The following is a 13,067-nucleotide window of genomic DNA, read 5'->3' on the forward strand; positions in this document are numbered from 1 at the left end:
GCCAGCCTTTGTTGATACCAGTTCGCAATTTGCGCTGAAGCGGCCCAAGCCATGATTAAACAACGCACACTGAAAAATATTATCCGTGCCACAGGTGTAGGCCTGCACTCCGGGGAGAAGGTATACCTGACCCTCAAGCCTGCACCTATCGACACCGGCATCGTGTTTGTTCGTGCCGATCTGGACCCTGTGGTGCAGATTCCTGCTCGCGCGGAAAACGTTGGCGAAACCACGATGTCGACCACGCTGGTCAACGGTGACGTCAAAGTGGATACGGTGGAGCACTTGCTCTCGGCCATGGCTGGCCTGGGCATCGATAACGCCTACGTCGAGCTCTCCGCGTCCGAAGTCCCGATCATGGATGGTAGCGCTGGACCTTTCGTATTCCTGATTCAATCGGCCGGCCTGGAAGAACAGGACGCGGCCAAGAAGTTCATCCGGATCCTGCGGGAAGTGACAGTGGAAGACGGCGACAAGCGCGCCACTTTCGTCCCTTTCGAAGGTTTCAAAGTGAGCTTCGAAATCGATTTCGATCACCCGGTTTTCCGTAACCGCACACAAAGTGCAAGCGTGGATTTTTCCAGCACTTCGTTCGTAAAAGAAGTCAGCCGCGCCCGTACCTTTGGTTTCATGAGTGACATCGAGTACCTGCGCAAGCACAACCTCGCACTCGGCGGCAGCGTTGAAAACGCTATTGTGGTCGACGCGGATGGCGTACTGAACGAAGACGGCCTTCGCTATGAAGACGAGTTCGTGAAGCACAAGATCCTCGATGCCATTGGTGACCTCTACCTGCTGGGCAATAGCCTGATTGGTGAGTTCAAGGGCTTCAAGTCCGGACATGCATTGAACAACCAGCTGCTGCGCAAGTTGATTGAGCAGACAGATGCTTGGGAAGTCGTGACTTTCGAAGACGCCAGCACCGCACCGATCTCTTACATGCGTCCTGTTGCGGCCGTGTAAGCAAAAAACCTCTCTAGTTTTTAAAGGCTGCCTTCGGGTGGCCTTTTTTTATGCCCGATCGTTCCCACGCTCTGCGTGGGAATGCCTCAACGGACGCTCCGCGTTCGGCTCTTGATGGGACGCGGAGCGTCCCGGGCTACATTCCCACGCAGAGCGTGGGAACGATCATCCGGCCACCACCCGATTGCGCCCCCCTTCCTTGGCCTGATACAACGCCTTGTCCGCCGCAAACAACAACCGCTCCAGATTCGTCTCGCTCGCACTGGTCCAGGTACTGATCCCGATACTGACAGTCATCGGCATCTCGGCCCCTGGCACCAAAGGCAATTGCTCCACGGCGACACGGATGGCTTCGGCAATCTGCCGGGCACCGGCGCTGTCGGTTTCCGGCAGGATCACCGAGAACTCCTCACCGCCGTAACGGGCGACCAGGTCTCCCGGCCGTCGCACACTGGTGCTGATGACCTTGGTCAGCGAGCACAGCGCGTCGTCACCGGCCAGATGACCGTGCCGGTCATTGAACGCCTTGAAGTGATCGGCATCGATCATCAGCAAGGACAAGGGCAGGCCCGATCGTTGGGCACGAAACCATTCATGGCGCAGGGTTTGATCCAGGGTTCGACGGTTGGCTACGCCAGTGAGGGCATCGGTGGCCGCCAGTTGCGCCAGTTCCCGCTCGGCGCTGTGGCGCAGGCGCAATTCCCGGCAGAGTAACCACGTCAGCCAGAGCAGGCTGATGCACAGCGCAAGGGTGGCCAGGCTAACCACTAGCGCCGTACGTTTCCACGACGCGAACACTTCATCGCTGGACAGCGCCACAATGACGATCAACGGCAAGTTGCCCACCTTGGAGAACGTGTACAGGCGTTTATCCTGGGTGAGGCTTGAGATGCCGGTAAAGCTGCCGTCGCCTTCTTTGACTATGCGCTGGAAGTTGGGGCGGCTGCTGAAATCCTTGCCGACCAACTCTTCGGCCAGACGCGGTTCTTGTGCCAGGAGAATCCCGTCCTTGCTGATCAAGTTAACCGAGCTGTTCGGTCCGATGGTCAAGCTGCTGAACAACTGATCGAAGTAGCTCAGGCGCATCGCCGCTTCAGCGACGCCGAGGAATTCGCCCTGTGTTCCGCTGACTCGACGGCTGAAACTGATACGCCATTCATGCTCGGCCAGCCGCGTTCGAAAAGGGCGACTGATGAACATGGCCGGATCCGGGTTATTGATATGGACCTGGAAGTATTCACGGTCCGCAAAATTGCCTTTGCGCGGTTCCACCGAAGCCGAGTCGGCGATCACATCACCATGGGGGTCTAGCAATAAAATGTCGCCCTTGTACGGTGCGGCGGTGGCGCGGTCGAATAAGGCTAAATGGCGAATGATGGGAGACACGGTCTTGAGGTCGTCGCGGCGTGAGGCGGCAATCAAGCCTTGTAAGGACAGGTCATAGAGTTCGACGTTGCGCAGCACGTCTGCTTCGATCAGTTGCACGATATTGGTGGCGGCACGAGTGGCCGATAGTTGGGCGTTGGCGCGTTCGCGAACCAGCAGGAACGCCACGATGCTCAAGATCGCAATCACCAGCAATAAACTGGTGAGCACCAGAATCCGTTCCGATCGCGTTGACCGGATCGAATGCTCAGGTAGTGCACTGCTCACACTCATGGTTCTGACTTCTGCTAATGGGGCGTTTGGAAAGTAGGTGGCGAGCGTCGGGCAGAATCGCAGAAACCGGTTGCGTCCAAGGCGCCTGTATAAATGGCAGGCAATAAAAAGGCCAGCAAAACGTGCTGGCCTTTTGTTTATCCAAGCTTAGAAGACATTGATCGGGTAGTCGACGATCACGCGGTATTCATCAGTGTCCTGATCCAGTGCGCCGTAGCCATTGCCCCCACGGTTGGTCGCCCATTGCAGGCGCAACGCCAGGTCCTTGGCCTTGCCTTCCTGGACCACGTACTTCAGATCAATGTCGCGTTCCCAGTGCTTGGCGTGCTTACCGTCGGCGCTGTACCACGAAGCATAGCCCTTGCTGTCCGGGTCGACTTTGGTCAGGTCGGTTTCACCCCGTGAGTAGGACACCGCCGAGGTCAGGCCAGGCAGGCCGAGCCCCACGAAATCGTAGGCGTACTTGAGCTTCCACGAGCGCTCGTTCGGGCCGTTGAAGTCCGAGTACTGCTGGGAGTTGTCGAGGTAGATGCTGTCGCCCTGGCTGATGTAGTCGAACGGAGTGTTGCCGTTGACCCGCTGGTACGCGGCCGTGACGCTGTGATTGCCCACGCCCACGGTGAAATGCAGGCTGTAGGTGTTGTTGTCGATGTTGCCCAGCAGCGCTTCGCCGGTGTCTTGCGTGTGATAGAAGTGCAGGCCCGGGTTGAGGCTGACCAAGTCATTGAGCTGGTAGGTGTAATCCAGATCGTAGTAGTACTGGTTCCAGATGTCCTTGAGCTCAGACGCGTACAGGCTGCTGGTCAGGCCCGGCAGACCGCTCCAGGCCACACCGGCCCAGTTCAGATGCTGGCTGTCGTCGCCATCGGCGAGGGTGCCATAAGACGTGCCGATCCGCGTGTGGCCGCTCTGGTTGTAAGGCTTGGTGAAACTGGCCTGACCGCCTTCGATCAGGAACCCGTCAAAGCTATGGTTGCTCAGGCTGACGCCGCGAAACGTCTGCGGCAACATGCGGCTGTCGCCACCGGCGATTACCGGGTTGGTGAGAAACAGGTCACCAGCCTTCAATTCGGTATCAAAGGCACGCATTTTCAACGTACCGCCGGCCGTGGAAAACGAGCCCGGCGCTTTGCCGTTGCCATCGCTGATCGGCAGGATGCTCGAACCGTCAGTGCCGCCACCGCCGTCGAGTTTCAACCCGAGCATGGCGTGGGCGTCGATACCGAAACCGACCGTGCCCTGGGTGAAACCGGATTCGAACTTGCCGAGAAAGCCCTGGCCCCATTCGATGTTGTCATCGGTGTGCTGGTGGCGATTGCGGTTCATGTAGTAGTTGCGGGCGTTGAGGTTGAGGCTCGACCCTTCGACAAAACCTTCGCGGCTGGAGTCATCGTCGGCCTGGGCATTGGCGGCCATCGTTGCAGCGATTGCAATGAACAACGGGCTGAGCTTTAGAGAAAAAGACACGTGCGGTACAGCTCCTTTTGGGTCATTAACGTCAGTTCATGTATCGACGTTTTTTTATTTCTTGTTTAGGGAGACGAAGCGAGGCGTGTTTTCTGCACAATAAAAAAAGCCGCTGATAGCAGCGGCTTTGAAGACAACTTTTCAAAGGGAAGAGCCGATGAAAAGTGTCGAGGGAAACAGAGAGCGATACGGTAGATCAGCTGTCTTTCTCAACCTGTGGCAGGGCTGCAGAAGTGGACGCTTGAGGGGTTTGCGCAGCGTCGTGGGCTTTGGCGGTCATCTCGGCCTGGGACTGTTCGAACGCATTGGCGCGTGCTGCATTCTGCGCGACGAAGGCTTGCGACTCTTCAGCCATGGCGAACGGTGACAGGAACAAAGTCGACAAAACGAAAGCGCTGGCAATACCCATAGTGTTGGACATCTTTAAAACCTTCTTGCTTGGCAAGTGCTGTTTGGTGCGCCAAGGTTAAGGTTCGAGAACGATGGGAAACAGAGCGGATTTCAGAAAGGACTGTTGCGTGGGAAGCAATAGTGGGGGCCGCAGCGAAACCCTGTGGCGAGGGGGCTTGCCCCCGTTCGGCTGCGAAGCAGTCGTAAACCGGACTGCACAGTGTGTCTGAAGGAATGGCGTCGGATGTTTTGGGGCTGCTGCGCAGCCCGACGGGGGCAAGCCCCCTCGCCACAAAGATGGTGTTAAAAACAGGGGGAGGCGCGTTAAACCGGGAGATGGATACCGAAGGTGTTCATCCCATGATCACTGCGCACAAACACATCCCCGCCATGCATCAACGCAATCGCTTTCACAATCGCCAAGCCCAACCCATGGTTATTGCCACTGTTGCTGCGCGACGCATCCACCCGATAAAACCGCTCGAACAACCGTGGCAAATGCTCGCTGGCAATCGGCGACCCCGGATTGGCGACGCCGATACTGACCTGATGCTCCTCGACCCCAATGTGCACCTCAATCACCTGCCCAGGCTCGGTGTGCTGCACCGCGTTGCTCAGCAAATTGATCAATGCCCGACGCAGATGCGCAATTTCGATCCGCACCTGCGCATCGCCGCTGACCTGCACCTGAACCTGCGCATCTTCCAGAATGAAATCCAAATACTCCAGGGTCGTCGCTACTTCATCGGCCAGGGAGGTGGAGGTCAGTTTGGTGGCCTTGCTGCCCTGATCGGCGCTGGCGAGGAACAGCATGTCATTGATGATCGAGCGCAGCCGTTCCAGTTCTTCGAGGTTCGATTGCAGCACTTCGAAATAGTGTTCGGCGGAACGCCCTCGAGTCAGGGCGACTTGGGTCTGGCCAATCAGGTTGGTCAGCGGCGAGCGCAGTTCATGGGCGACGTCGGCGTTGAACGACTCCAGCCGCGAATAGGCCTGTTCGACCCGTTCCAGGGTCGAGTTGAACGAGCTGACAAACTGATCCAGCTCCGGTGGCAACGGCGACAGGCGCAAACGCCCGGCACGCAACGGCGTCGCCAGGCGCTGGGCTTCCTGGGACAACTTGATCAACGGCTTGAGCCCGATCCGCGCCACCCAATAACCCAGGGCCGAGGCCAGCAGCACGCCGATAATCGCCAGGCTGATCAAGGCGATCAGCAAATGATGCTGCGTCTGCAGAAACGTCTCGGTGTCGATGCCGATCATAAAGCGCAACGCCGGGCGCTGGTCCTTGGCCGGGAACTGGCTGACCAGCACTTTCAGCGGATAGGAATGCTCCGGCAGCAGCAAGTCGCGTCGACCCAACGGCCCTTCGGCGAAGGCGCGGATCTGCGGCGTGATGTTGCCGTATTCGTACTGGGAATCGCCGCTGACGATCCAGAAGCTGATGCGTTTGTCTTCTTCGCCGAGCAACTTGAGCTTGTTGTTGATCTTCACCCAATGCTCGGGCGTGCCGTAACGGCCGACCGTGGATTCGAGCACGCTGTAGCGCGCATCCAATTCGGCTTCGGGCAACAGGCCCAGGCCTTTGTCGACCTGCTGATACAACGCCCAGCCGATCAACAGAAACACCAGCAGCGCCACCAGCGTGAACATCCCGCTCAAACGCAGCGCAATCGAATTACTGGACACCACGGCTCTCCAGCACATAACCCATGCCGCGGATGGTGTGCAGCAGTTTTTCGTCGAACGGCCCGTCGAGCTTGGCCCGCAGGCGTTTGATCGCGACTTCGACGACGTTGGCGTCGCTGTCGAAATTGATGTCCCACACCAACTCGGCAATCGCTGTTTTCGACAGGATTTCACCCTGACGACGGGCCAACACGCTGAGCAGCGAGAACTCCTTGGCCGTCAGGTCCAGCCGAGCGCCGGCGCGAGTAGCCTTGCGGCTGATCAAATCGATCCACAGGTCGGCGATGCTCACTTGCACCGGTTCATGCCCGCCACTGCGCCGGGTCAGGGCTTGCAGGCGCGCCACCAGTTCGAGGAAGGAAAACGGTTTGCCGAGGTAATCGTCGGCGCCATCGCGCAGGCCCTTGATCCGGTCTTCGACCCGCTCGCGAGCGGTGAGCATGATCACCGGGGTTTGCTTGCGGGCGCGCAAGGCTCGCAGTACGCCGAAGCCGTCGAGGCCCGGCAACATGACGTCGAGGATGATCACCGCGTAGTCGCTTTCCAGCGCCAGGTGCAGGCCTTCGACGCCGTCCCGCGCCTGGTCCACGGTGTAACCCTGTTCCGTCAGGCCGCGGTGCAGATAATCCGCGGTTTTTTCTTCATCTTCGATAATCAGAACGCGCATGACCCCGCCTCAGTCTGTGGTCGCCAGCGCCGGCAGTGGCGCGGGTTTGGGTCTATGGAAAAGACGCTCAAGCCACAAGTATATGACCGGCGTGGTAAACAGCGTCAGCGCCTGGCTCACCAGTAGGCCGCCGACCACCGCAATCCCCAATGGCTGGCGCAGTTCGGCGCCGGTTCCGTAGCCGAGCATCAGTGGCAAGGCGCCGAGCAGGGCGGCGAGGGTGGTCATGATGATGGGGCGGAACCGGGTGATACAGGCCTGGAAAATCGCCTCTTCCGGTGGCAAACCACCCTTGCGCTGCGCTTCGAGGGCGAAGTCGATCATCAGGATGCCGTTTTTCTTCACGATACCGATCAGCAGCACCAGGCCGATCAACGCCATGATCGAAAAGTCCTGGCCCCAGATCCACAGCATGATCACCGCCCCAAGCCCTGCCGACGGCAGGGTCGAGATGATGGTCAGCGGATGGACGAAGCTCTCATAGAGCACGCCAAGAATGATGTACACCGCCACCAGCGCCGCGAGAATCAGCCACGGTTGGCTGGCCAGGGAACTCTGGAACGCTTGGGCCGCGCCCTGGAAGTTGCCGCTGATGGCCGCCGGCATGCCGATTTCGGCCTTGGCCTGGTTCAACAGAATCACCGCATCGCCCAACGCGACGCCGGGCGCCAGGTTGAACGAGAGGTTGGCCGCCGGGAACATGCCGTCGTGGGCAATGGACAACGGGCCAATGGTCGGCGCGTCGAATTTCGCCAGGGCCGACAACGGCACCATCTCGCCGCTCAACGGCGAGCGCAGGTAGAAGTAGTTCAGGCTCTCGGCCTTGCCGCGCTGCTTGGTGTCCAGTTCCAGGATCACGTTGTACTGGTTGATCTGGGTCTGGAACTCATTGATCTGGCGCTGGCCGAAGGCGTCGTACAGCGCTTCGTCGACGTCACTGGCGGTCAGGCCGAAACGCGCGGCGGCGCTGCGGTCGATGCTGATGTGGGTGATGCTGCCGCCCAGTTGCAGGTCGTTGGAAATGTCGCGGAACGCCGGGAGGGTCCGCAGTTTATCCGTCAGACGCTGGGTCCAGGTGCTGAGCGTCGGGCCGTCGTTGCTCTTGAGCACGTATTGGTACTGGGCGCGGCTCGGGCCGGAACTGAGGTTGATGTCCTGGCCGGCGCGCAGATACAGCACGATGCCGGGGACTTTCATCAGTTGCGGACGAATCCGGTCGATGAACTGGCTGGCGCTGACATCGCGGTCGCCGCGTTTTTTCAGGGCGATCCAGAACCGGCCGTTGGCGATGGTCTGGTTGCTGCCCGAGACGCCGACCGAGTGGGAAAACGCCTGCACCGCCGGGTCTGCCGCGACAATTTCCGCCATCGCCAGGTGTTTTTTCACCATGTCGCCGTAGGAGATATCGGCAGCCGCTTCGGTGGTGCCGAGCACGAAACCGGTGTCCTGGACCGGGAAGAAGCCCTTGGGGATAAAGATGTAACCGGCGATGGCCAGGCACAACGACAGGCAGAACACGCCGATCATGGTTTTCTGATGGGCGAGGGCGCGGCGCAGGTATTTTTCATAGCCGGCCAGCAAGCGATCACCGAAGGTCTTTTTGCTGTGGGCGTGATGCACGGGGGCGCGCATGAACAGCGCGGCCAGGGTTGGGGCCAGGGTCAGGGACACCACCACCGAAATCATGATGGTCGAGGTCGCGGTCAGGGCGAATTCCTTAAACAGCCGCCCGACCACGCCGCCCATGAACAGCAGCGGAATAAACGCCGCCACCAGCGAGAAGCTGATCGAAACCACGGTGAAGCCAATCTCGCCGGAGCCCTTGATCGCCGCCTCGCGCATGCCGTCGCCGGCCTCCAGGTGACGGTGAATGTTCTCCACCACCACAATCGCATCGTCCACCACAAACCCCACGGCCACCACGATCGCCACCAGGGTCAGGTTGTTCAGGCTGAAACCCATGATGTACATCAAGGCGAAACTGGCGGTCAGCGACACACCGAGCACCGCCGACACAATCATGGTCGCCGACCACTGGCGCAGGAACAGCGCCATCACTGCCACCACCAGCATGATCGCGATCAGCAGGGTGATTTCCACTTCGTGCAACGACGCGCGAATGGTCTGGGTGCGGTCGATCAACACCTTGACCTGCACCGAGGCCGGCAACATCGCTTCCAGGCCCGGCAGGGCGGCTTGAATGCGATCCACGGTTTCGACGATGTTCGCCCCCGGTTGCCGGGAGATCACCAGGTTCACCCCGGGTTGATCGCCGGCCCAGGCCTGAACGTAGGCATCTTCAGAACCGTTGACGACTTTGGCGACATCTTTGAGGTGAACCGGTGCACCGTCCTTGTAGGAAACGATGAGTTGGCTGTATTCGTCGGGGTGGAACAACTGGTCGTTGGTCGACAGGGTCGAAATGCTCGATTCCCCGTACAACGCGCCTTTGGCCAGGTTGAGGCTGGTCTGCTGGATCGCGAGGCGAATATCGGCCAGGGTCAGGCCTATGGCGGCCAGTTTGTCCGCCGAGGCCTGGACGCGGATCGCCGGACGTTGCTGGCCGGTGATGTTGATTTGGCCTACGCCGTCGATCTGACTGATCTGACGCGAGAGCAGGGTTTCCACCAGATCGCTGAGTTCGGTGCCGGGCATTTGCGTGGAGCTGACACTGAGGATCAGCACCGGGCTGTCGGCCGGGTTGACCTTCTTCCAGGTCGGCAGGGTCGGCATGTCCTTGGGCAACTTGCCGGCGGCGGTGTTGATCGCGGCCTGGACTTCCTGGGCGGCGGTGTCGATGCTTTTATCGAGGGTGAATTGCAGGGTCAGCAGGCTGGAGCCGAGGGCGCTGCTGGACGTCATCTGGGTCATGCCGGGGATGGCGCTGAATTGCACCTCCAGCGGCGTGGCCACGGACGAGGCCATGGTGTCGGGGCTGGCGCCGGGCAGTTGCGCGTTGACCTGAATGGTCGGGAATTCGGCTTCCGGCAATGGCGCGATGGGCAGGCGCGGGAAGGCGATCACGCCCAGCAGCACCAGGGCAAAGGTCAGCAGAATGGTGGCGACCGGGTGATCGATGCACCACGCGGACGGGCCTCTCATTGTTTAGGCTCCGCTTGCACCACTTGCGGCGGGTCGGTCAGCACCTGCACCGTCGAACCGGGCTTGAGCCGCGACTGGCCGTCGCTGACCAGCACGTCGCCGGGTTTGACGCCGCTGATGATGTCCTGGCCGCTGCCTTGGTAGACCATCTGCACCTGTACGGTTTCGACCTTGTCGCCTTTGACGCGGTACACAAAATGTTGATCGAGGCCGCGTTGTACGACCGTTGGCGGTACCACCAGCGCATCCTTATCCAGCGCTGTCTGAATCTTTACCGTGACCAGCAGGCCGGGCCAGAGCTTCTGGCCGGGGTTGTTGAATTCAGCCTTGGCGCGGATGGTCCCGGTGTTGGCGTTGATCTGGTTGTCGATCAGGGTCAGGTGGCCTTCGCCCAGCAGGTTGCCAGTTTCGCCATCGGTGTCGGCGCCGATGTAAGCCTTGACCTGAGCGCGTTGCGGGTCGCCGATCAGGCCTTGCAGGGTCGGCAGCATTTGCTGCGGCAGGGAAAACTCCACGACAATCGGGTCGATCTGCGTCACGGTAAACAGCCCTTGGGCGTCGGTCATGCGCAGGAAGTTGCCTTCGTCCACCGTACGAATCCCGACACGACCGGTGACCGGGGAGCGAATCTGGGTGTAGGAAAGCTGCACTTGGGCGGCATCAATGGAGGCTTGATTGCCTTGGGCGGTGGCTTTGAGTTGGTTGACCAGGGCTTGTTGCTGGTCGTACGTCTGCTTGGACACGCCGTCGTCGACACTCAGCAGCTTGTAGCGCTTGAGGTTGACCTGGGCTACTTGCAGTTGCGCCTGGCTTTCACCCAATTGGGCGCGGGCCTGGTCCAGGCTGGCGCGGATCGAGCGGTCGTCGATGGTCGCGAGCAAATCTCCGGCCTTGACCAGTTGACCTTCCTTGACCAGCAACTTGGTGAGGATGCCGTCGATCTGCGGCCGCACCACCACGCTGTGCAAGGACAGCACCGAGCCGATGCCGCTGACGTAGCGCGGCACGTCTTTTGCCGTCACCGCCACGACCCGCACCGGGATTGCCGTCGGGACCGCCAGTTTGGCGGTGGCCGGTTTGGTCGCGTACCACAGGCCCAGCGCTGCCAGGACAATCAGAGGGGCTGCGATCAAGGCGGTTTTTTTCTGAATTCGCATGCGAGTGAGGCGCCGGGCTAGAGGGACAGGAATAGGGTCAGATTTTATACCTCCCCTTATAGTCCTGTTACCCGGTCAGGAAGGTGACCGCTAACTGACGGGGCTGTCAGTTTGGGCTCCGTAGTCATGCAGATGGACCGCGTTATCGTTGTTCGCGGGCAAGCCTCGCTCCTACATTTGGAATGCATTCCCCTGTAGGAGCGAGGCTTGCCCGCGAAGGCGTCAGCGGTGACACCGCCAAAACCCACTGACCGACGACATGCCGCTTGATGCTTGCAGCTTGCAGCGCTCCATCCAGTTATACTCGCGCCTTTCGCGGCCCACCCACCGGGCCCGACTCTTTATGCACCACCCGGAGCTTTCATGACTTCCCCGACACAACCGCCGGTCGCCGACGCCTTGAGCGACGACCCGGCAGACCTGCCAGACAGCGTCGACTCCAGCGCAGACAGCGAAACCAAAGCCGCGATCCCGGCGTTCAAGTTTCCGTTCAAACCGGGCGAACTGGCCGCCGCCAAGAACGCCAGCCAGCCGTGGTACAAGAACGGCGCCAAAAACGGCCACACCAAAACCCCTGGCGCCGCGCCACCGGGTACGCGTCGTTCGATGGGTAAACGCTGACCGCCAGCCGCTGCTCGGCTGGAAAAAAGTCTCCCCGTCATCGAGACAATTCCCACAAGGATGAGCGATTCGTCCTCTGGGAAAGTCGGTGGCCACTCGTCGAAGATTCAGGTCCGTGAATTCTTCGACGAAGGCCACCGAAATGCCCCTGCTGAAAATCCTCTCTGTCCTGTCGCTGGCGGTTCTGACCAGCGGTTGTGTGTCGTCTGTGGTCGAGCCACAGATCCGCTTCGGGGTCGAAGCCCTGGTCCCGCCATTCGAGAGCCGCAACGACAGCGGTGAGCTGGTCGGGCTGAACATCGAGTTGGGCAATGCGCTGTGTGCCGAGCTCCAATCCCGCTGTGTCTGGATCGACCAGGACTACGCCACCAACATCGAAGCCCTCGAAGCCAATCGTTTCGACGTGATCATGCCGATGACCGCCACCCCGGCGCGTCGTGAGCGGATCGATTTCACCGACAACCTTTACCCGTTGAGCAGTCGACTGGTCGCGCGTGAGGGTTCTGGCCTGCAACCGACGGCAGCCTCGCTCAAGGGCAAGCGTGTCGGCGTCCTGGCAGGCACCAGCCGCGAGGCGTTCGCCAAGGCGCGCTGGGCTGACACGGGCGTGACGGTGCGCAGTTTCCAATTCAACGATCAACTGATTGCCGCCCTGCAGGCCGGGGAAATCGACGCCACCCTGCAAGACGCCATCGAAATCACCCATGCCTTGATGAACCATCCACAAGGCCGGGATTTCGCCTTCGCCGGGGCCGCCCTCAAGGACCCGATGCTGGGCAGTGGCGTGGCGATGGCCCTGCGCAAAAGCGATAGCGTCTTGCGCGACAACCTGAACGCGGCACTCGAGCGTCTCAAGCAAAACGGCCAGTATCAGGCGATTACCCAACGCTACCTGCCGTCGGCGACGGCGGATTCGCCCAGCTACTTGCCGAACGACGAAGGCCTGCCATTCTCCGATGCCGTTCAGGTTGGTGAGACTGTTTATCTGTCAGGGGTACTTGGTATCGGGGCGGATGGCGAACTGGTGAAGGGCGGCATCGTCCCGCAGATGACCCAGACCATGGAGAACCTGCGCAGCGCACTGCAACGCAGCGGTTCGTCCATGGCACATGTCGCCAAATGCACAGTCATCCTTAACGACATCAAGGATTTCAGGGCAATGAACGAGGTATACCAGCGCTATTTCCCGGCAGATCGTTTGCCGGCCCGCACGACATTCGCCGCCAAGGCGTTGGTGCTGGATGCGCGGGTTGAAGTTGAATGCCTGGCGGTCGCCGCCCGCTGAGGGATGGCGGGGGCTGGTCTGGCGTCATCGCGAGCAAGCTTTGCTCCTACAGAGGTGTCATCAACCT

General features: G+C 60.3%; 10 protein-coding genes. 3 read left to right on the forward strand and 7 right to left on the reverse strand.

The features are described 5' to 3' along the window. The first annotated feature begins 51 nt into the window (after window positions 1-51). Window positions 52-963, forward strand: a complete 912-nt coding sequence (lpxC, locus tag ACZ89E_RS28300; protein WP_054045542.1) for a UDP-3-O-acyl-N-acetylglucosamine deacetylase — start codon at window positions 52-54, stop codon at window positions 961-963. 165 nt (window positions 964-1,128) lie between these two features. Here lpxC and ACZ89E_RS28305 read toward each other — a convergent pair whose 3' ends face one another. The 7 genes from ACZ89E_RS28305 to ACZ89E_RS28335 form a co-directional block, all read right to left on the reverse strand. Next, window positions 1,129-2,622, reverse strand: a complete 1,494-nt coding sequence (locus ACZ89E_RS28305; RefSeq protein WP_476256819.1) for a sensor domain-containing diguanylate cyclase — start codon at window positions 2,620-2,622, stop codon at window positions 1,129-1,131. Between the two features lie 147 nt (window positions 2,623-2,769). Next, window positions 2,770-4,038, reverse strand: coding sequence for an OprD family porin (locus ACZ89E_RS28310; protein WP_476257076.1), 1,269 nt, complete (start codon window positions 4,036-4,038; stop codon window positions 2,770-2,772). Between the two features lie 247 nt (window positions 4,039-4,285). After that, window positions 4,286-4,510: a hypothetical protein gene (locus ACZ89E_RS28315; protein WP_149658153.1), complete on the reverse strand. Its 225-nt coding sequence runs from the start codon at window positions 4,508-4,510 to the stop codon at window positions 4,286-4,288. A gap of 293 nt (window positions 4,511-4,803) precedes the next feature. Then, window positions 4,804-6,168 (reverse strand): heavy metal sensor histidine kinase, encoded by a 1,365-nt coding sequence (locus ACZ89E_RS28320; protein ID WP_149658152.1) that lies wholly within the window; start codon window positions 6,166-6,168, stop codon window positions 4,804-4,806. Then, window positions 6,158-6,835, reverse strand: coding sequence for a heavy metal response regulator transcription factor (locus ACZ89E_RS28325; RefSeq protein ID WP_463258435.1), 678 nt, complete (start codon window positions 6,833-6,835; stop codon window positions 6,158-6,160). The genes ACZ89E_RS28320 and ACZ89E_RS28325 overlap by 11 nt, the downstream gene beginning before the upstream one ends. Window positions 6,836-6,844: 9 nt before the next feature. Next, a complete protein-coding gene (locus ACZ89E_RS28330) occupies window positions 6,845-9,937 on the reverse strand; it encodes a multidrug efflux RND transporter permease subunit (RefSeq protein ID WP_476256820.1) in 3,093 nt (1,030 codons plus the stop codon). Then, the gene (locus tag ACZ89E_RS28335; RefSeq protein WP_476256821.1) at window positions 9,934-11,094 is read right to left on the reverse strand and encodes an efflux RND transporter periplasmic adaptor subunit; all 1,161 of its coding nucleotides are present in this window, start codon (window positions 11,092-11,094) and stop codon (window positions 9,934-9,936) included. The genes ACZ89E_RS28330 and ACZ89E_RS28335 overlap by 4 nt, the downstream gene beginning before the upstream one ends. A gap of 363 nt (window positions 11,095-11,457) precedes the next feature. On the opposite strand from ACZ89E_RS28335, the gene ACZ89E_RS28340 reads away from it, so the two are divergent. Both ACZ89E_RS28340 and ACZ89E_RS28345 read left to right on the forward strand, forming a co-directional pair. Then, a complete protein-coding gene (locus ACZ89E_RS28340; protein WP_123410172.1) occupies window positions 11,458-11,715 on the forward strand; it encodes a hypothetical protein in 258 nt (85 codons plus the stop codon). Window positions 11,716-11,857: 142 nt separating this feature from the next. Continuing rightward, window positions 11,858-13,000 carry a transporter substrate-binding domain-containing protein gene (locus ACZ89E_RS28345; protein WP_476257077.1) on the forward strand — a complete coding sequence of 381 codons (1,143 nt, stop codon included), beginning with the start codon at window positions 11,858-11,860 and terminating at the stop codon, window positions 12,998-13,000. The last annotated feature ends 67 nt before the right edge of the window (window positions 13,001-13,067 follow it).

Source organism: Pseudomonas sp. TE3899, from assembly GCF_056279105.1.